Source organism: Pseudomonas sp. 8 R 14 (assembly GCF_900005955.1).
In the GTDB taxonomy this organism is placed as follows: domain Bacteria; phylum Pseudomonadota; class Gammaproteobacteria; order Pseudomonadales; family Pseudomonadaceae; genus Aquipseudomonas; species Aquipseudomonas marginalis.
On record NZ_CVTH01000087.1, the window covers coordinates 99,381 to 117,988 of the forward strand.

Sequence of the window (18,608 nt, forward strand, 5' to 3'; positions counted from 1 at the left end):
AAACGCCTTTTCCAGGCCTGGGAACCCGATTGATCGCGATTTCCACACATGGGGGGCGCAAGAGCTGATGTTCTCCTGTGTCGCAACCGTGCATTCCGCGAACCCAACTTTAAGGAAAGACTGACTATGACAAAACAAACTCTGGCGGCTGCAGTGCTGGCCTTTTGCGGCTTTGCCGCCAGCTCCGCTTATGCGGCAGACGGTACCATCACCATCACAGGCTCGGTCAGTGGCACCACCTGCACCATCAGTGGCGGTACCGGGGCCTCGCCAGGTTCGGGCGCCAACTTCCCGGTAGTGCTTGACCGAGTGCAAACCTCGGCCCTCAAGGCCGCAGGCGATACGGCCGGCGCCAAGCGCTACTTTGTCTATGTTGGCGGCTCGGGTGGGTGCCCGGACGGTACCAAGGTCGCCGTACGTTATGAGCCGACCAGCCCTGGCATCAACCCGGCAACCGGCAACTTGCGTAACACGGCCACGGCAACGCCGGCCTCGCGGGTGGAGGTACAAATCCTCGATGGTGCGACCTCCACGCCAATGGACTTGCGCACCGGCAACAACTCGACCGTTGCCACCGTCACCAATGGCCTGGCGACCTTGCCGTTCTACGCACGCTATATCGCCAACGGTGGCGCGGCGGGCGCGGGTAATGTCACCAGCAGTGTGCAGTACTCGGTCACCTTTCCTTGATGCAGCCACGCAGATGACCATCGCCTGAGATCCTCGCTCGACCCGGCGGTCGGGCGTAGGACAACTGTTATCAAGGATTACCCGATGCAGGATTTACTGATGATCTTAAGTCGTCGAGCGATGTGCGTGGCGATGAGCCTGTCCTTGGGGATGGCCTCGCACATGGCGCACGCGGGCGTGGTTATCGACGGTACGCGACAGATTTACCCCGAGCAGCGACGCGAGGTCACCCTACGAGTGACCAATGATGACAAACATGCACCCCGCCTGGTCCAGGCATGGCTGGACGCCGGTGACCCAGAGGCAGCGCCGTCACTGAGCGATGTGCCTTTCGTCCTGTCTCCGCCGGTATTTCGCCTGGACTCAGGCAAAAGCCAGTCCATGCGCCTGTCCTACACCAAGGCACCGCTGCCTGCGGATAGAGAGTCGCTGTTCTGGTTGAATGTACTTGAGGTCCCTGGTGCGACCAGTGAGTTTGATCCCACGCTTGAAGACGACCAGCGGAACCACTTCAAGTTCGCGTTCCGTATCCGCACCAAAGTGTTTTTTCGTCCGGCGCAATTATCCGGAACACCCGAGGAGGCGCCCGGGCTGTTGCGCTGGTCCCTGGCGCGGGTCGCCCAGGGCAACGAGATACAGGTGCATAACCCATCGGCGTATCACGTCACCTTCAACGACATTGCCCTGCTCATGGGCGCTGATCCCGACGCGAAAAAACTGATCCTGCCGGAAGGAATGGTGGAACCAGGAGGCACATTGAAGGTACCGGTGCCGAAAGCCGCGAAGGCAATACCTGCTGATGCGCGGGTGAGTTTCACCTACATCAACGATTTCGGTGGCTTTTCATCGGTGCAGCCTGCTGTGTTGCACCGCTGAACGCGTCCCCGGAACGTTGACGATGGCAAGCAAACGTACATTTCCCAGCGGCCACTGAAGTCATAACTATGCCTAGTCACATCCAGGTAAGGGTGCATCGTTGCGCCCCGATTTTGCCATTCCAGCCTCGCACGATGATGTTGGGTGGTTTGATGAGTGCGGCCGTGATGGCAAGCGATGCCGCGCTTGCGTCTGAGTTGAGCTTTGATCTGAACGCATTCTCCAGTGGCCTGGCGTCGTCGGTCGACACGTCACGGTTCAACACCGGCAACCCGATGAGCCCCGGCCTGTACCGCGTAGATATCGTGGTCAACGGCCAGGCATTGGGCCGCAGGGAGGTGGAGTTCGTCGCAGCCCAGGCAAAGGCCGGTGCGCAGCCGTGCTTGAGTCGCGAAGTGTTGGAAAAGATCGGTATCGCGATGGATAAAGTCGATACCGAGGCCCATGGGCGCGAGGTCGGCAACCCTGCCGCAGCCGGCCAGTATTGCGGCGACCTGGGGCAGTGGATTCCGATGGCGTCCAGCACTTTCGACCCGGGTGCGCTCGAGTTGGCCGCCAGCGTGCCGCAGGCCTATATGAAGCGCTCCATGCGTGGCTACATTGACCCCGAGTCGCTGGATGAGGGGATTGCCGCAGGGTTACTCAATTACAACTTCAGCACCAGCGCAGTCACCGCCGGTGAAGGTGACGGTCGTACTTACCTGGGCCTCAATGCGGGGATCAATCTGGGCGCCTGGCGCTTGCGGCACCAGGGCGCCCAGGCCTGGAGCAATCGCACAGGCTTCGAGACTTATCAGAACACGTCCACGTATGTGCAGCGCAGTATCATCCCCTGGCAGTCACAACTGACCCTGGGAGACACCTTCAGCAACGGACAGATCGTCGACGGGGTCCGCCTGCGGGGCGTGACCCTGGCCACCGATGACCGCATGCGCCCGCAGACGCAGCAAGGCTATGCACCGCAGGTACGGGGTGTCGCCGACAGTAATGCAACGGTCACGGTCAGCCAGAACGGCTACACCATTTATGAGACCACGGTGGCGCCTGGCCCCTTTGTCATCAGTGACCTGCATGCCACCGGTTACGGCGGTGATTTGATCGTCAGCGTGACCGAAGTCGACGGGCGTCGGAACACCTTCGTCGTGCCGTACTCAGTGGCCCCGCAACTGCTGCGGGCCGACACGACAAAATACAGCGCCACCCTGGGTGAGGTGCAGCAAAAGGGCATCGATGCCAAGGGGGCGAGCGTCTTTCAAGGCACTCTGCAACACGGCTTGACCGATGACCTGACGGTGTATGGCGGCGGCAGTCTTTCCAAAGGCTATGAGCAGGGAAAGGTCGGTGTTGCGTTGAATACGCCCGTCGGCGCGTTTTCGCTGGACACCGCCACCTCACGTACCGCGGTGCCTGACCATGGACGCCTGACCGGGCAAAGCCTCGGGCTTGGCTACAACAAAAGCCTGCCGGCATCGGGTACGCATTTTGCGCTGGGCGCGTATCGATTCTCCACAGAGGGATACCTGAACCTTCCGGATGCCCTGAATGTGCGTGAGATCGCGAGCCGCTCCGGTGATGTCAACGGCTATGCCCGGCAAAAAAGCCGGCTCGACCTGACCATCAGCCAGCAACTGGGCATCGGCACCTTGAGCCTGTACGGCAGCTCTGTCGACTATTGGGGCGGTGAGGAGGGGCGCCAGGTTTCATTCACCGCCAGCTACGGCTCGACCTGGAACAAGCTCAACTGGAACCTTTCGGCGCAACGTTCGAGGATCCAGGACACGCGGCAACTGACCCAAAGCGAGCTCAGTGACGATGTGTTCTTCGGGCGTATCGGCCAACCTGGGCGCATCGATAACCGCTACATGCTCACACTGTCGATGCCCCTGGGGAGCGAGTCGAGGTCGCCGACGATCAATACTTCGCTGTCCCGGGATACCGGCGATACACGGGGCAGCCAGCAGCAGGTGGGCATCAACGGCTTCCTGGGCGAGAATGCCGAGGTCAACTACGGTGTTTCCGCCCACCGTGCGACCAGTGAAGGCACACGCTCCAGCCAGTTCAACACCTATGCGGGTTATCGCACCGATGCCACCCACCTGCGCGCCGGATATGGCCAGAGCCGCGATAGCTCGCAGCTTTCGTTCGGCGCCGACGGCGGGGTAGTCGTGCACGCCGACGGTGTGGCGTTCTCGCAAAGCCTGGGCGAAGCCTCGGCGCTGGTCCATGTGCCGGGAGCCGAAGGCGCCCGGCTTGGCGGCGGCGGCGGTACACGGGTCAACAGCAAGGGATACGCCGTCGTGCCCAATCTGACGGCGTTCCAGAACAATACGGTGGAGATCGATCCGGAAGGCATGTCGCTGGATGTGGAGCTTCAGGAATCGACCCGCAACGTCGTACCGACCTCGGGTGCGGTATCGCTGGTCAAGTTCGACACGGTCAACGGCCGGGCAGTGGTGGTCAAGGGCGTTCGCGAGAATGGCAGCCCGCTGCCATTTGCCGCACAGGTATTCGATGGGCAAGGGCGTGAGGTCGGTGTGGTGGGGCAGGCCAGTAAAGCCTTCGTCCGGGACATCCCGCAGGAAGGCCGCCTGACCGTCAAGTGGGGCAGCAAAATCGCCGAGCAGTGCGATATCCACTATCACATGCCGCCGGCGACCGCCGGCCAGCGACAGGTCACTACCGACTTCATGCAAGGGGTATGCGTGGCGAGCCAGGCTCGCCAGGTGGCAGGCCAGCCATGAGCGAGCGCCGATTCATGATTGATGCGATGCATGACTTATCCGATATGACAGAGGTGTTGTTTTCATGACTAGGTTTTCGCTTGTCAGCGTGGTGCTGGGAGGATGGATGGTGGCGCTGGAAGCTCAAGCGATCATCTGCGCCCCCGGCCCGTCGGTGAATATTACTATTCCCCCGATCACCGTTGCGGCCGGGCAACAGGTAGGGCAAGTGATAGGGGCCGCCAGCGGCTATCGCTTTGACAGCCCTCCAGCATCTGCGCTTCGGTGTACCACAGGCATTGCTTTTGGGGCACAGGCCAGGCTGGCGCTGGTCAATAGCCCGCCGACGGGCCGGACATTTTCCGCTAACGGGCTTTCAATGCCAGTGCATGCCACCAATGTACCTGGGGTCGGGTTTGCCTTGATGGCGAGGGACCCGAATCGGCCGTTCATGCCTATCAACACGGCAGGTGTCACACTGATTGTTGGAGATATCAGGGCAAGGCCCATCGTCCTCGGGCTTGATACCCGTATCTATTTTGTAGCCACGGGCCCCATCACCGGCGGCACGATCGCCGCCAGGAACCTTGCACGGTATACGATCACCGGCACGCCCATCAGCGGCGCCGGTTATTACGCGGTGAACTTCTCCAATATCACGATCAATGCGCCCCGCAAACCCACCTGCAGCGTCACCACGCCTTCGGTTGCAATGCCCATGCCGGCCGTGGCTGCACGTGACTTTCGCGGGGTGGGCAGCTTCGCCGGCAGCGTGACCCGCAACATCACACTGTCATGTGCGGGCGGCACCAGCGGCGCTACGCGTGACGTATTTATCACGGTGACAGACCAGACCACGCCGGCCAATCGCAGCGATGTGTTGTCCCTGACCCCGACCTCCGTGGCCAGCGGCGTCGCACTGCAATTACTGCGGGGGAGCACACTGGTGCGTTACGGCGCTGACTCCACGACCATTGGCAACCCGAACCAGTGGCTGGTCGGCACAACCGGCAATGCAACCGTGCAGATTCCTTTGACTGCACGTTATATCCAGACGGGCTCATCGATCCGGCCCGGCAGCGCGAACGGGTTGGCGTCCTTCACAATGAGCTACCGATGAGCATCGCGCTGTGGAGCAGGGGCCTTGGCGTGCTGATGAGCCTGCAGGCGATCGTCGCGCAGGGTGAAATCGTGATTGACCGCACACGTGTCATCTATCCGGGCGCCGCGCGCGCGGTGGTGATCAACCTGCACAACGAGGCTGACAGTCCGCGCCTGGTGCAGGCGTGGATCGATGACGGCGATGCGGCGGCGGCGCCCGAAAACAGTGATGTGCCGTTCACGATTACGCCACCCATCGTTCGCATGAATGCAAGCACCGGACGCGCCTTGCGGATCATGCATTATCAAACGCCGAAGCCGATGGCTGACCGGGAGTCGGTGTACTGGCTGAACGTGCTGGCAATCAGGCCGAGCGTTGAGGCCTCGGCTGAAACCAACGTCCTGCAATTTGCCTTTCGTACGCGGATCAAGCTTTTCCTCCGGCCCGCCGAACTGCCGGGGAAGGTGCAGGACGCGGCTCATGCGCTGCAATGGTCCGTAAGCGGTGGAGGCGAGGCGGGGTTGGAGGTGCTTAACCCCACGCCCTATCACGTGACCTTGTCCGGGGTGGTACTGACACTCAGCGCAGTGGAGCATCGCAGCGAAGATCCGCCGATGGTCGCGCCCTATGGGACTGCACGGATTGCGATGCCCGGGCTGCCTCACGAGGGCCTGACCGGTACGCAAGTACAGTTCACCACCCTGGACGATGAGGGTGCCATTCAGCACCATCAGGCGCTGTTGCGGCCTGTCGCCTGTTCGTCGCTCAAGCCCTGCGCTGACGCACCAGGTGCTTGACCCCTTCGAACACCAGGACCATGACCGCGATCCAGATCGGGATGTAGGTCAACCATTCGCCGGCCTTGATGCCTTCACCCAGCAGCAGCGCCACCACCAGCAACAGCACCGGCTCGACATAACTGAGCAGTCCGAACAGGCTGAACGCCAGCAGGCGGCTGGCGATGATATAGCTCACGAGCGCCGAGGCGCTGATCAGGCCCAGCATCGGGATCAACCCGTACAGCTTGGGGTGGGCATCCATCACCGCAAAGCCCTGTTCGCCGCTTTGCACAAACCACCAGGCCACCGGCAGCATGAGCGCCATGTCCAGCCACAGTCCGCCCAGGTGGTCGGTCTTGAGGTATCTGCGCGCAATGAAATACAGCGGGTAACCGATGATCACCACCAGCGTCGCCCAGGAGAACCCGCCGGCCTGGAACAACTCGTTGAGTACCCCGAGGCCGGCAAAAAACACCGCGATCTTTTGCAGGTAGGACAACTGTTCGCCCCATACCAGGCGCCCGGTCAGCACCATGGTCAGCGGCAGCAGGAAGTAACCCACCGATACATCCAGGCTGCGCCCGTTCAGCGGCGCCCACATGAACAACCACAACTGCACGCCCAGCAACGCCGACGACAACACCACACCGCCGATCAGCCGAGGCTTGGCCGCCAGCACTCGCAGCAATTCCCAGACCCGCCGCCATTCGCCGCTGACGATCATGAACACCGTCATGCACGGTACGGTCAGCAACATGCGCCAGCCGAAAATTTCCAGGCCGCTCAATGGCGTCAGCAATGACGTGAAGTAATACATCACGGCAAACAACACCGAGGCCGACACCGATAACACAACACCTTTAGACACGCTGTCCTCGCGAAAACCGATTTCAAACAAGTAGGGGAGTTTCAACAGGGGGATTATGGTGCTTTTGAAGCGGGAAGGGCGCGCTGTTTTGGGGCGTTTTCAGGAAAATGTCTCGCTGCCGCTGTCTGGGTCTGCTTGGTAGGGGCAGTCGGGGTGTGGTGGTGGTGGTGGTGGTGGTAGTGGTAGTAGTGGTGAGCGGGCTTGCCCCGCGCTGGGCTGCGAAGCAGCCCCAATAACTGGCGACGAGGTTTTCCTGGAAAAAAGCGACGGCTTTAAAGGGCTGCTGCGCAGCCCAGCGCGGGGCAAGCCCGCTCACCACAGCAAGCCCGCTCACCACAGCAAGGCAGCTCACCACAGTAAGCCCGCTCCGCAACCCTTACTTGGTCAAACAGGCTATGCGCGCGCCACTCGGCCCGAGACAAAATGGCCCACATCGTTGAACCCCGGCGTAGAGGAATGCCCCGGCGTTACCAACGAATCAATGAACGCTTCATCCTCAGCCGTGATCTTCACGTCCAGCGCGCCGGTGTAGGCATCCCACTGCGCCTCGGTGCGCGGCCCCACGATCGCCGAGCTCACCGCCGCGTTGTTCAGCACCCAGGCGATGGCAAACTCGACAATGCCCACGCCACGGCCCTGGGTGTATTGCTGGATCTGCTGGGCGATGCGCAACGACTCCACGCGCCATTCGGTTTCCAGGATGCGCTTGTCCTGGCGTGCCGCACGGCTGCCGGCTTCGGGTGTCACGTCCGGTGCGTACTTGCCGCTGAGCACGCCGCGCGCCAGTGGGCTGTAAGGCACGACGCCCAGGCCGTACGCGGCAGCGGCGGTGATCTGTTCGACTTCAGCCTGGCGGTTGACGATGTTGTACAACGGCTGGCTGATCACCGGTTTGTCCACGCCCAGGCGTTCGGCGACGCGGATCACCTCGGCAATCCGCCAGCCGCGATAGTTGGACAGGCCCCAGTAGCGGATCTTGCCCTGGCGAATCAGGTCGCCGATGGCCGATACCGTCACCTCCAGCGGGGTGTCGTGATCTTCGCGGTGCAGGTAGTAGATGTCGAGGTAGTCGGTATCGAGACGGGTGAGGCTGGCTTCCAGCGCGTTGAAGATGCGCTTGCGGCTCAGGCCACTGCGGTTGGGCAGGCCCTCGGTGGGGCCAATGGCGACTTTCGACGCCACCACCCAATCCTGACGATGGCGAGCGATGGCCTCGCCGACGATTTCCTCGGAGCGCCCGCCGGTGTAGACATCCGCCGTGTCGATAAAATTGATGCCCTGGTCCCAGGCCTTGTCGATGATGCGCAGCGAGTCCTCGGTGTGGGTCTGTTCGCCAAACATCATGGTGCCCAGGGTCAAGGCGCTGACCTTCAAACCGGACTGGCCCAATGTGCGGTAAATCATGCAAAGCTCCTTGCAGCTGTGAGACGTGACCTATGCAATACCAGAGTCGCAGGCTCTGGAACAAGCCCTGCGGGCGTTTCTTCATGCACTCAGCAAGGCCTGGCAACGCCCTTGCAGAAATCGGTGCAGCACTTTCACCCGCTCCGACACTTGCAGGCGGTGCGGGCACATCAGGTTGAACGGGGTGGGTTCGCCTTGCCAGTCCGGCAGCAGTTGCACCAGCCGTCCGGCCTTGAGGTCCCGGGCGATGTCGAGATTGGCTTTGTAGGCAATCCCGTGGCCAGCCAGCGCCCAGCGCCGCACAATTTCACCGTCATCGCTCAGGTAGTCGCCCGTCACTTCGACTTCCTGCAACCTAGTGCCCTGGCGAAAGTACCAGGTGCTGTTGGCCCGGCCCTGGCGCATGTACCGCAGCGTATTGTGCTGCGCCAACTCCGCCGGGGTGCGCGGCGTGCCGTGGCGCGCCAGGTAGTCGGGGCTGGCGCAGGGCAGGCGTTGGTGATCGGGCACCACCGGCAGCGCCACCAGGCTGGAGTCCCGTGGGACGCCGAAGCGCAGGGCGATGTCGACGGTGTCGCGGAACAGGTCGGCATTGCTGTCGTTGAGCAGTAGTTGCAGGCGGATGTGCGGGTGTTCCAGCTTGAACTCATCCAGCCAGCCCAGCACCACATTACGGCCGAAATCCGAGGGCGCGGCCAACTGCAACAAGCCGGTCAGGCCCTGGCTCTGCTGCTTGAGCGCTTGCTCGCCTTCGGCCAAGGCGGCCAGGGCCTCGCGCACGCTGTCGAGGTAGCGCCGGCCTTCTTCGGTCAGGCGCATGCTGCGGGTGGAGCGTGCCAGCAGGCGGGTACCCAAGCGGGTTTCCAGGCGCTTGAGGGCAATGCTGGCCGCTGCGGGGGTCAGGCCGAGCCCGCGTGCGGCGGCAGACAGGCTGCCGGTGTCGGCGGTGCGTGCGAACACTTCGAGGTCGAGGATTGAGCTCATTTGTAAAAATCCCTTAAAGATCCTGTCGTTTTACCGGGATTTTTCATTGATTGCCAAGCTGGGAAGATGAACGCTCACTTTCTGACCCAGGACACTTCCCCATGAATTCCTCACTCAACGGCAAAACGGTCATCGTCATCGGCGGCAGCAGCGGCATCGGTGCAGCCGTGGCCAAGGCCGCAGCCGCACGCGGTGCCCAGGTGGTGCTGGCGGGGCGGCGCCTATCGTCGGGCCGCGATAACGGCCTGCGCAGCGAACCAGTGGACGTCACCGACGCCGCGTCCCTGCAACGGTTGTTCGAAACCGTCGGGCGGTTTGACCATCTGGTGTACACCTCCGGCCCCGCGGTGCGCGCCAAGGCCTTGGCCGAAACCGACCTGGGCGAGGCCCAGGACAACTTCAACGTGAAACTCTGGGGCGCCTTGCGGGCGATCCAGCACGCGCTGCCTTTCCTCGATGAGCACGGCAGCATCAGCCTGACCTCCGGGCAACTGGGGCGCAAATTGGCACCGGGGCAGTTCATCAAAGTCGGTATCAACGCCGCCACTGAAGCCCTGGGCAAGCAGTTGGCCAAGGAGCTGGCGCCGCGTCGGGTCAACGTGGTGAGTCCCGGCGTGATTGATACCCCGGCGTATGCGGGGTTGGCCGAGGACCAGCGCCTGGCGATGTTTGCCAAGGCAGGTGGCGCGCTGCCGGTGGGGCGCGTGGGGCAGGCCGAGGAAGTGGCGGCGGGGTATGTGCTGGCCATGGAAAATGGCTACATGACCGGCGCTGTCATTGATATCGACGGCGGCGGCCTGCTGTAAACGCAGGCTAAATGTGGGAGGGGGCAAGTCGAATCGTCGCACCGCCCCTCCCACATGGACCGCGTTATACCTTCAAGGTCCGCGTCATCCGCAACGCCAGCACACTGCCCGCCACAATCACCGCCGCCAGCAGGTACAACGCCACATCCGTGGACCCGGTGGCATCCTTCACAAAACCGACAATATACGGGCTGAGGAAGCCGGCCATCTGGCCCATGGAGTTGATCAGCGCCAGGCCGCCAGCGGCTGCGCCTGCGCTGAGCATGGCGGTCGGCACCGGCCAGAACATCGGCAGGCCGGTGAGGGCGCCCATGGTGGCGATGGTCAGGCCGAGGATAGCGATGGCCGGGGTGGTGGCGAAATTCACCGCGATCACCAGGCCGATGGCGCCCATCAGCATCGGCACCACCAAGTGCCAGCGACGCTCCTTGCGCAAGTCCGCCGAGCGGCCCACCAGCAACATGAACACCGCTGCCAGCAGATACGGAATCGCACTGAGCCAGCCGATCACCAGGTTATCGCTGAAGCCCAGGTTCTTGATGATCGACGGCAGCCAGAAGTTGATGGCGTATACGCCACTCTGGATGCAGAAGTAGATCAGGCCGAACGCCCAGATCGCCGGGTTCTTGAACACTGCGGCGAGTGAATCGGTGGTGGTTTTCGGCTTGTTGGCCAGGTCGGTGGCCTGATCGGCTTCCAGCACGGCGCGCTCGTGGGGCTTGAGCCACTTGGCATGGGCAAAGCTGTCGCTGAGCAGGAAGTAGGCGAGGGCGCCGAGGATCACGGTCGGGATGCCTTGCAGCAGGAACATCCACTGCCAGCCCGCCAGGCCGCCCTGGCCGGCGGCGAAGTGGTTGAGGATCCAGCCGGAAAACGGGCTGCCAAGCAAACCGGACACCGGGATCGCCGACATGAACAGCGCCATGATCCGCCCACGGCGGAACGTCGGGAACCACTGCGAGAGGTACAGCACCACACCGGGGAAGAAGCCGGCTTCAGCCGCACCGGTAAACAGGCGCAAGGTGTAGAAATGCGTCGGCGTGGTGACGAACAGCAGGCAGGTGGACAGTGTGCCCCAGACGATCATCATCAAGGCAATCCAGCGCCGTGGACCGAACCTGGTCAGCGCCAGGTTGCTCGGCACGCCGCACAGCACGTAGCCGATAAAGAAGATCCCGGCGCCCAGGCCGTATACGGTTTCGCTGAATTTCAGCGCATCGAGCATCTGCAACTTGGCAAAGCCAACGTTGACCCGGTCGAGGTAGTTGAACAGATAGCAGATGAAAATGAAGGGGATCAGGCGCAGGGTAATGCGCTTGTAGATGGCGTTTTTATCGTCATCGGTGGCCAGTGTGACAGCGGCGCTCTGTGACATGGGAATCTCTCTTTATTATGATTTTTTGCGATGCGAGGGTAACGTTGATCGCCCAACGAGTCTCGGCCACGTGGCGGGGTGCTGTCTTTGTGCTTGCGCACAGTGATGCATGCTTTGCGCTGTGCCGATGAACAACCACGCTTTCAAGGACTTCCTTTCAAGGAGATGGCCGCATGTTCGAGCTGGATCATGACCTGGCGCAGGATATCGTCAATCGCACCATGGCGATCCTGCCCTATAACGTCAACGTCATGGACAGCCAGGGCCTGATCCTCGGCAGCGGCGAACCCGAGCGCATCAACACCCGCCACGAAGGCGCGCAACTGGTACTGGCCAACGGCCGCGTGGTCGAGATCGACGGGCAGACCGCCAAGCACCTCAAGGGCGTGCAGCCGGGCATTAACCTGCCGCTGATGCACGATCAGCGCTTGATTGGCGTGCTGGGCATCACTGGCGAGCCGGAGGGCTTGCGCACGTACGCCGAGCTGGTGCGCATGACCGCCGAGATGCTGGTCAGCCACCGGCATCAGCAGGTCGAGCAACAGTGGCGACGCCAGCGCTGCGACGATCTATTGGCCTTGTTGCTGGCCGACGGTGGCGACTCACCGCGCCTGATTGATGAAGCCCGGCAATTGGGCCTCAAGCCGCAGCTGGCGCGCACGCCGTACCTGTTCGAACTGGGCGCGGGGCAATCAGCGGAGGCCTTGAGTACCTGGTTGACGTCGCGTTACCCGGACAGCTGGTGTGTCAGCTCGGCGCAGTTTTCCCTGTTGTGGTGCCGGCCTGCCGCCGTGCCCGTCGACAATCCGCGCCTGTTGGAAAAACTCGAAGGCCTGGGCTGGACTATCCTGCGTGTGGCCGTGGGCGGGCAGGCCGATGGGCTGGCGGGGCTGCGCCGGTGTTATCGCCGGGTCGGCGATTTGCTGGCGTACGGTCGCGATGTACTGCCGCACTCGCGGCTGTTGACCCTCAACCGCTACCGCCTGCCCGTGATGCTCTGGCGTCATCGCAACGACGATGCCCTGGACGAGCTGCTCAATCCCTTGCGCAAGGTGCTGGCCAAGGACAGCAACGGCCAACTCCAGGCCACGCTGCGCAGTTGGTGCGAACACGACGGGCAAAGCCAGGCCTGTGCCGACGCCCTCGGCATTCACCGCAACAGCCTGCGTTACCGCATGGAGCGCATCGCCGAACTCAGCGGCGTCGACCCGCTGACCCTGGATGGGATGTTGGCGCTGTACCTCGGCGTGCAGCTATTGCCCCAGGCTTTGTCGGAATGAACAACAAACCTTACTCGTACTTGTGCATCGGACCGGCGTCAGCGGCGGTGCCAACTGGCAGCATGGGCGTGATAAAAACCGGAGAAAGCCCATGAAAATCATCATCGCACCCGACTCGTTCAAGGACAGCCTGAGTGCCGAGGGCGTCGCCCAGGCCATTGCCGCAGGGTTGGCGCAGGTCTGGCCGGACGCACAGCTGATCCAGTGCCCGATGGCGGACGGTGGTGAAGGCACGGTGGACGCGGTGCTCGCCGCCTGTAACGGCCAATTGCGCCGCCAGGCGGTATGTGGCCCTCTGGGCGGTACGGTTGAAGCACGTTGGGGCTGGTTGGCTGACAGCCACACCGCGATCATCGAAATGGCCGAAGCCAGCGGCCTGCAATTGGTAGCGCCAGGCCAGCGCGATGCGTGCACCAGCAGCACCTACGGCACCGGCGAGCTGATTCGCGCGGCCCTGGACCTGGGTGCCCAGCGCATCATTCTGGCAATTGGCGGCAGCGCCACCAACGACGGCGGCGCGGGGGCGATGCAAGCCCTGGGCGTGCAACTGTTCGACGCTGCGGAACAGGCCTTGCCGCCCGGAGGCCTGGCCTTGTCACGGCTGGCGCATATCAACCTGGAAAAACTCGACCCGCGCCTGGCCCAGGTACGCTTTGAAATCGCCGCCGATGTGAACAACCCACTGTGCGGCCCCCACGGCGCCTCGGCGATTTTCGGCCCGCAAAAAGGCGCCAGCCCCGGGCAGGTGCAACAACTGGACGCCGCCCTCGGCCACTTCGCCGATCACTGCGCCAAGGTCCTGCCCAAGGACGTGCGCGACGAGCCCGGCAGCGGCGCCGCCGGTGGCCTGGGTTTCGCAGCCAAGGCGTTCCTCGGCGCGCAGTTCCGCGCGGGCGTGGAAGTCGTTGCCGAACTGGTGGGCCTTGACGAAGCCGTACGCGGCGCCGACCTGGTCATCACCGGCGAAGGCCGCTTCGACGCCCAGACCCTGCGCGGCAAAACCCCCTTCGGCGTGGCCCGCATCGCCCGGCAACACGGCGTACCGGTGATTGTCATCGCCGGCACCCTGGGCGACGGCTACGAGCAGATGTACGCCCATGGCGTGGCAGCGGCGTTTGCCTTGCCAAGCGGCCCGATAAGCCTGGAGCAGGCCTGCAGTGAGGCACCGCGTTTGCTACGCGAGCGCGCGGCGGATATTGCGCGGGTGTGGCGTGTGGCTGCGCGGGGCTGATAGAGGCAGCCCTCGGCGCCGTGACACAGCTGTCGATAATTACTATGATCCGTGCATTCTTTTAAGACTGGCTGACCTGGCCGGACACGTTGGAAGCCGATCATGCAGATCAAGCGTTTTACTCTCGTCAATTTTCGCGGCATCGAGCACATGGAACTCGACTTCGAGGGTAAGAAGACTGTCGCTTTGGTGGGCGTCAATGGGGTGGGCAAGTCTTCGATTCTGGATGCGTTGGCGATTACGCTTTCGAATTTGACGGCGCGGATTGTTAATCAGGCTTCGAAGTCCAGAGCAATATCAAAAGATGACATCAAGACTGGCGCTGAATACACACGACTGAAGGTTGTCGTCGGGTTCCAAGATGAGCACGATGTCGATTGGGCAATAGCACTTAACCGAAAATCAGGAAAACACCCCAAGGAACGTAGTAGTGATTTGGCTTTGGTGAAAGAGACGGCTGCGTCTTTTGAAATCAATGCCCTTCACTACGAGCTCATTGGTGACAAGCCTATTCAGTTGCCTCTTGCAGTTTATTACGACGTTCATCGGGCTGTTTTAGATGTTCCATTACGTGTTCGTGAGCGTTTGGTGAACACAATCGATGAAGGTTACGACGACGCACTTGGTCATGGCGGCGCTGACTTTAAAAGATTTTTCATCTGGTTTCGCAACCAGGAAGATCTCGAAAATGAAATTAGTCGAGACCTTCCAGGATTCCGTGACCATGAGCTTTCAGCAGTTCGGCGAGCAATTGAAATATTCACAGGATTCAAGGACATTCGAGTACGTCGCAAGCCAACACTTAGGATGACCGTTCTCAAAGGTAACCTCGAATTCAACGTCCTGCAGCTTTCGGATGGAGAGAAATGCTTGTTGGCAATGGTTGGCGATTTGGCTCGAAGACTTACATTGTTAAATCGCGAAGTGCCTGACCCATTGGAGGGCAAAGGTGTCGTCCTTATTGACGAGTTGGATCTTCACCTTCATCCAGGTTGGCAACGCACCGTTGTCGCCAAGTTGGAACGAACATTTCCCAACTGCCAATTCATCATTACCACCCACTCCCCGCAAATATTGGGTGAACTTCCTGCTGAGGCGGTGATGCTGCTCAAGGAAGGCAAGTATATCGGTCATCCGGAGCGCTCACTGGGCCTTCGAAGTGGTGAGGTCATAGAGGAACTGATGGGGGAATTGGCCCAAAACCAAAACGTCAGCCAGCAACTCAGAACAATCTACCGTGACCTCGACGACGACAATCTTGAATCCGCCCAGGCTAAACTCGCGAAACTGCGCGAACAGGTCGGCAAAATCCCTGATGTCCTTGAAGCCCAAGCCAGTATTGACTCTCTGAGGTCGCTAGAAGAGGGCGGCGCGTGAGGTCTATCAAAAAAGGCGCCGAGCCACGGGCGCTGATTGAATGGAAAAGAGAAAACCGCAATACGCCGCATAACCTTTACTACGGCAAGGGAAGCAGCTTTCCGAGCGAGCCCGTTCGCCAGGCGCTCTTGAAGGAGCAGTTCCATTTATGCGCGTACACCTTGCGGCGGTTGCCCACTGCGACCGAATGCCAAACAAAGGGGCAGGGCACACAATTCAGTTGCCACATTGAGCATGTCCTTGCACAAACGCATCACGAGGCTGACAGCATCGCCTACGACAATTTGGTAGCGTGTTACCCCTCCAGCCAGACCAAAATGGCTTGTGGTTATGGTGCCGTGGAAAAAGCCGACTACGACGTGGCCCGAAAGCCCTTCGTTTCTCCGCTGTCAGCCAATGTCGAGCGCCAGTTTCGATATTCCAGTGATGGCTACGTAGAAGGTCTGACGCCTGACGCTGTTGCCACCGTCGAGGTCCTTAAGCTCAATCACCCGACGCTGGTAAACGATAGGGCCGCCGTTGTCAGAGGCCGATTGCGACCACGTGGTACTCCGATCACTGCCGCTGCTGCCCGGCGGCTGGCAGACGAAGTCAACTCACCCGATGCCCAGCATTGCCTCCCCGAATACTGCCAGGCACTCAAGCAACAGGCCGAACGTCACGCACAGCGTCTCGAAAAGTACGCAGCCCGTGTTCGTGGCCAAGCCAGGCCCTGAGTACTACCGTCTTAAACAGTGAACATGGGACAATCCGCGTCATTTTTCGACACGGAGAGTCCCCATGCTGCGCCCCGTACTCCTGGCCCTGCTGCTGACCGGCAGCGCCACCCAGGCCTTCGCTCAACCGCCCGCTGAAACCGTACCGCTGCTACGGGAAATCAAGAACTGGGTCACCGGGTGCGACAACCTGCGCAATTGCCACGCCCTCAGCGCGCCCAGTGGCGTCGATGAAGAAGACTACAGCTCCCTGACCTTACATATCTGGCATCAGGCCGGTCCCGAAGGGTATCTGCGCTTGCGCTTCGACCACCGCGGCGAAGCGCTGGACTTGTCGACCTTGCTGTTGGACGGTCAGCCGCTGGGCCTGGAGCTGACCCGGGATCTGCATGTGGAACTGGACGATCAGGGCGGCGATCCCGAGGTGCAGTCTTACGGCGTGATCGAGGACGCTGCGGCGCGGCGCTGGTTGCAGCGTTTGCGCAATGGCCAGCGCCTGCAATTGCCGGGCGACGAACAGGCCCATGTGTCGCTGAGCGGCCTGAGCGCTTCGCTGCTGTTGATGGATGCGGTGCAGGGGCGGGTGGATAACGTGACGGCCCTGGCACGCCCCGGAAAAGCGCCGGCCCGTGAGGTGCCGCCACGTTTGCCGACACCGGTGTTGCGCAAGTTTCCTGCGCCGCCGGCGTTGACCGCGCAGGAACAGGCCGGCCTGGTGGCCGCTGCAGTGCAGGCCGTGACGCCGGAGGAGGGTGAGCCCGAGGCAAAGGCCGGGGCGCTGACGGCGCAACAGGCGATGACGGTGGTGCGTTACGACTGCGCGGCCTACAACTGTGAGTTCGACGTGACCAGCCGCCAGCGTCAGGCGCCCTATGCGCAAACGCCGCTGGCGCTTGAGCCCTTGCCGTTGGACGGCGCCGCGCTGCAAGGCTCGGTGGGCTATGACGAAGCCACCGGCACCTTGAGTTATTTCTACAAGCAGCGTGGCATCGGTGACTGTGGCGGCGGTGGTGTCTGGGTGTTTGACGGCAAGGCGTTCCAGCTCAGTGAATTTCATAGCATGCCGCGCTGCACCGGTGTCGGTTACGGCGACTGGCCGTCGTTATGGACGACCGTGCCGGCGCCCTAGCCAGGGAGCAGGCACGGCCTCTACACTGGTCGGCCACGTGTCTTTCAAAGGATGAAACACCATGCACGCACCTGAACCCCATATCGTGATCCAGCGCTTTACCGAGGCCCACCTTGACGGTGTGGCGGCGCTCTATAACGAACCGGCCGTGTGCCGGCAGGTGCTGCAGATGCCGTTCCAGTCGGTGGATGTCTGGCGCAAACGCCTGGTCACCGACAACGAGCGGCGCCTGCAACTGGTGGCGGTGCACGGCGGCGAGGTGATCGGCCAACTGGGCCTGGAACAGTACCTGCGCGTGCGCCAGGCCCATGTCGGTTCGTTCGGCATGGGCGTGGCGACGGCCTGGCAGGGCAAGGGCGTAGGCTCGCGGCTGTTGACGGCCGCGCTGGACGTAGCCGACAACTGGATGAACCTGCACCGGGTGGAACTCACGGTGTACGCCGACAACGAAGCCGCGCACCACCTGTACCGCAAGTTCGGCTTCGAGGTCGAAGGGCGCTTGCGTGACTACGCCCTGCGCGATGGGGTGTTTGTCGACACCCTGAGCATGGCGCGCCTGCGCCAGTCGGCTTAACCCTCCAGCGCAAACGCCACCGCAGCCTGCGCATGCAGCTCGGTGGTGTCCAGCAGCGGCAGGTCGCTGTGTTCGGGCTTGACCAACAGGCTGATTTCCGTGCAACCGAGGATGACCGCCTGGGCACCCCGTGCGGCCAGGGACTCGATGACCCGCAGATAAACCTGGCGTGATGCATCGCTGATCACGCCGACGCACAACTCCTCATAGATGATCCGGTGCACGGCGCGGCGCTCCTCCGCGTCCGGCACCAGCACAGTGAGGCCCTGGGCGGCCAGGCGCGACGTGAGAAAATCCTGCTCCATGGTGAACGCGGTGCCGAGCAAGCCGACGGTCAGGGTGCCGGCTGCCACCGCCGCCGCAGCGGCCGCATCGGCGATATGCAGGAAGGGAATCGACACCGCCGCCTCGATACGCGGCGCCACCAAGTGCATGGTGTTGGTACACAACACCACGCATTCGGCGCCGCCGGCCTGCAAACGGCGCGCGGCGTCTTCCAGGATCAGCGCGGTGTCATCCCAACGCCCGGCGTGCTGGGCCTGTTCCACCGGGCCGAAGTCCACGCTGTACATCAACACCTGGGCCGAGCGCAGCGGGCCGAGCTGGTCGCGCACGCGCTGGTTGATGATGCGGTAGTACTCGGCGCTGGACTCCCAGCTCATGCCGCCGATAAGGCCGATGGTGCGCATGCGATGCT

At 62.1% G+C, this 18,608-nt stretch carries 17 protein-coding genes; 12 read left to right on the forward strand and 5 right to left on the reverse strand.

The window, feature by feature from the left end; genetic code table 11:
• Nucleotides 1-126 precede the first annotated feature (126 nt).
• The 5 genes from BFQ01_RS26060 to BFQ01_RS26080 all read left to right on the forward strand — a co-directional run bounded on the left by BFQ01_RS26060 (nt 127) and on the right by BFQ01_RS26080 (nt 6,185).
• On the forward strand, nt 127-690 hold the full coding sequence (locus tag BFQ01_RS26060) for a fimbrial protein (RefSeq protein ID WP_065927492.1): 564 nt from the start codon (nt 127-129) through the stop codon (nt 688-690).
• Nucleotides 691-774: 84 nt separating this feature from the next.
• Nucleotides 775-1,566: a fimbrial biogenesis chaperone gene (locus BFQ01_RS26065; RefSeq protein ID WP_235865589.1), complete on the forward strand. Its 792-nt coding sequence runs from the start codon at nt 775-777 to the stop codon at nt 1,564-1,566.
• Between the two features lie 167 nt (nt 1,567-1,733).
• Entirely contained in the window at nt 1,734-4,307 is a 2,574-nt protein-coding gene (locus BFQ01_RS26070) for a fimbria/pilus outer membrane usher protein (protein ID WP_256097782.1), read from the forward strand.
• 64 nt (nt 4,308-4,371) lie between these two features.
• Nucleotides 4,372-5,406: a fimbrial protein gene (locus BFQ01_RS32500; protein WP_137212303.1), complete on the forward strand. Its 1,035-nt coding sequence runs from the start codon at nt 4,372-4,374 to the stop codon at nt 5,404-5,406.
• Nucleotides 5,403-6,185 carry a fimbrial biogenesis chaperone gene (locus tag BFQ01_RS26080; RefSeq protein WP_083244945.1) on the forward strand — a complete coding sequence of 261 codons (783 nt, stop codon included), beginning with the start codon at nt 5,403-5,405 and terminating at the stop codon, nt 6,183-6,185. The genes BFQ01_RS32500 and BFQ01_RS26080 overlap by 4 nt, the downstream gene beginning before the upstream one ends.
• Here the strand turns inward: BFQ01_RS26080 and rarD are convergent.
• From rarD to BFQ01_RS26095, 3 genes are all read right to left on the reverse strand, one after another.
• Nucleotides 6,154-7,035, reverse strand: a complete 882-nt coding sequence (rarD, locus tag BFQ01_RS26085) for an EamA family transporter RarD (RefSeq protein WP_065927790.1) — start codon at nt 7,033-7,035, stop codon at nt 6,154-6,156. The two genes, BFQ01_RS26080 and rarD, sit on opposite strands and share 32 nt — an antisense overlap.
• 393 nt (nt 7,036-7,428) lie before the next feature.
• Complete coding sequence (locus BFQ01_RS26090) at nt 7,429-8,439, reverse strand: aldo/keto reductase (RefSeq protein WP_065927494.1); 1,011 nt, start codon at nt 8,437-8,439, stop codon at nt 7,429-7,431.
• A gap of 81 nt (nt 8,440-8,520) precedes the next feature.
• Nucleotides 8,521-9,423, reverse strand: a complete 903-nt coding sequence (locus tag BFQ01_RS26095) for a LysR family transcriptional regulator (protein ID WP_065927495.1) — start codon at nt 9,421-9,423, stop codon at nt 8,521-8,523.
• Nucleotides 9,424-9,524: 101 nt separating this feature from the next.
• On the opposite strand from BFQ01_RS26095, the gene BFQ01_RS26100 reads away from it, so the two are divergent.
• Nucleotides 9,525-10,229, forward strand: a complete 705-nt coding sequence (locus tag BFQ01_RS26100) for an SDR family oxidoreductase (RefSeq protein WP_065927496.1) — start codon at nt 9,525-9,527, stop codon at nt 10,227-10,229.
• 64 nt (nt 10,230-10,293) lie between these two features.
• Here BFQ01_RS26100 and BFQ01_RS26105 read toward each other — a convergent pair whose 3' ends face one another.
• The gene (locus tag BFQ01_RS26105; protein ID WP_065927497.1) at nt 10,294-11,604 is read right to left on the reverse strand and encodes an MFS transporter; all 1,311 of its coding nucleotides are present in this window, start codon (nt 11,602-11,604) and stop codon (nt 10,294-10,296) included.
• A gap of 173 nt (nt 11,605-11,777) precedes the next feature.
• On the opposite strand from BFQ01_RS26105, the gene BFQ01_RS26110 reads away from it, so the two are divergent.
• The 6 genes from BFQ01_RS26110 to BFQ01_RS26135 all read left to right on the forward strand — a co-directional run bounded on the left by BFQ01_RS26110 (nt 11,778) and on the right by BFQ01_RS26135 (nt 17,911).
• Nucleotides 11,778-12,884, forward strand: coding sequence for a sugar diacid recognition domain-containing protein (locus tag BFQ01_RS26110; RefSeq protein WP_065927498.1), 1,107 nt, complete (start codon nt 11,778-11,780; stop codon nt 12,882-12,884).
• A 91-nt stretch (nt 12,885-12,975) separates the two neighbouring features.
• Nucleotides 12,976-14,115, forward strand: coding sequence for a glycerate kinase (locus BFQ01_RS26115; protein ID WP_065927499.1), 1,140 nt, complete (start codon nt 12,976-12,978; stop codon nt 14,113-14,115).
• Between the two features lie 102 nt (nt 14,116-14,217).
• On the forward strand, nt 14,218-15,492 hold the full coding sequence (locus BFQ01_RS26120) for an AAA family ATPase (RefSeq protein ID WP_065927500.1): 1,275 nt from the start codon (nt 14,218-14,220) through the stop codon (nt 15,490-15,492).
• Nucleotides 15,489-16,208, forward strand: coding sequence for a hypothetical protein (locus BFQ01_RS26125; protein ID WP_065927501.1), 720 nt, complete (start codon nt 15,489-15,491; stop codon nt 16,206-16,208). The genes BFQ01_RS26120 and BFQ01_RS26125 overlap by 4 nt, the downstream gene beginning before the upstream one ends.
• A gap of 64 nt (nt 16,209-16,272) precedes the next feature.
• Nucleotides 16,273-17,337: a DUF1176 domain-containing protein gene (locus BFQ01_RS26130; protein WP_065927502.1), complete on the forward strand. Its 1,065-nt coding sequence runs from the start codon at nt 16,273-16,275 to the stop codon at nt 17,335-17,337.
• 61 nt (nt 17,338-17,398) lie between these two features.
• On the forward strand, nt 17,399-17,911 hold the full coding sequence (locus BFQ01_RS26135) for a GNAT family N-acetyltransferase (protein WP_065927503.1): 513 nt from the start codon (nt 17,399-17,401) through the stop codon (nt 17,909-17,911).
• On the opposite strand, the gene BFQ01_RS26140 is transcribed toward BFQ01_RS26135, so the two are convergent.
• A complete protein-coding gene (locus BFQ01_RS26140; RefSeq protein ID WP_065927504.1) occupies nt 17,908-18,600 on the reverse strand; it encodes an aspartate/glutamate racemase family protein in 693 nt (230 codons plus the stop codon). The genes BFQ01_RS26135 and BFQ01_RS26140 overlap by 4 nt on opposite strands.
• Nucleotides 18,601-18,608 lie beyond the last annotated feature (8 nt).

Excerpts from the sequence above, each read along its gene's own strand:
- BFQ01_RS26060 (WP_065927492.1), top strand. The coding sequence starts at position 127 with ATGACAAAACAAACTCTGGCGGCTGCAGTGCTGGCCTTTTGCGGCTTT.
- BFQ01_RS26065 (WP_235865589.1), top strand. The coding sequence starts at position 775 with ATGCAGGATTTACTGATGATCTTAAGTCGTCGAGCGATGTGCGTGGCG.
- BFQ01_RS26070 (WP_256097782.1), top strand. The coding sequence starts at position 1,734 with ATGGCAAGCGATGCCGCGCTTGCGTCTGAGTTGAGCTTTGATCTGAAC.
- BFQ01_RS32500 (WP_137212303.1), top strand. The coding sequence starts at position 4,372 with ATGACTAGGTTTTCGCTTGTCAGCGTGGTGCTGGGAGGATGGATGGTG.
- BFQ01_RS26080 (WP_083244945.1), top strand. The coding sequence starts at position 5,403 with ATGAGCATCGCGCTGTGGAGCAGGGGCCTTGGCGTGCTGATGAGCCTG.
- BFQ01_RS26090 (WP_065927494.1), bottom strand. The coding sequence starts at position 8,439 with ATGATTTACCGCACATTGGGCCAGTCCGGTTTGAAGGTCAGCGCCTTG.
- BFQ01_RS26095 (WP_065927495.1), bottom strand. The coding sequence starts at position 9,423 with ATGAGCTCAATCCTCGACCTCGAAGTGTTCGCACGCACCGCCGACACC.
- BFQ01_RS26100 (WP_065927496.1), top strand. The coding sequence starts at position 9,525 with ATGAATTCCTCACTCAACGGCAAAACGGTCATCGTCATCGGCGGCAGC.
- BFQ01_RS26105 (WP_065927497.1), bottom strand. The coding sequence starts at position 11,604 with ATGTCACAGAGCGCCGCTGTCACACTGGCCACCGATGACGATAAAAAC.
- BFQ01_RS26110 (WP_065927498.1), top strand. The coding sequence starts at position 11,778 with ATGTTCGAGCTGGATCATGACCTGGCGCAGGATATCGTCAATCGCACC.
- BFQ01_RS26115 (WP_065927499.1), top strand. The coding sequence starts at position 12,976 with ATGAAAATCATCATCGCACCCGACTCGTTCAAGGACAGCCTGAGTGCC.
- BFQ01_RS26120 (WP_065927500.1), top strand. The coding sequence starts at position 14,218 with ATGCAGATCAAGCGTTTTACTCTCGTCAATTTTCGCGGCATCGAGCAC.
- BFQ01_RS26130 (WP_065927502.1), top strand. The coding sequence starts at position 16,273 with ATGCTGCGCCCCGTACTCCTGGCCCTGCTGCTGACCGGCAGCGCCACC.
- BFQ01_RS26135 (WP_065927503.1), top strand. The coding sequence starts at position 17,399 with ATGCACGCACCTGAACCCCATATCGTGATCCAGCGCTTTACCGAGGCC.
- BFQ01_RS26140 (WP_065927504.1), bottom strand. The coding sequence starts at position 18,600 with ATGCGCACCATCGGCCTTATCGGCGGCATGAGCTGGGAGTCCAGCGCC.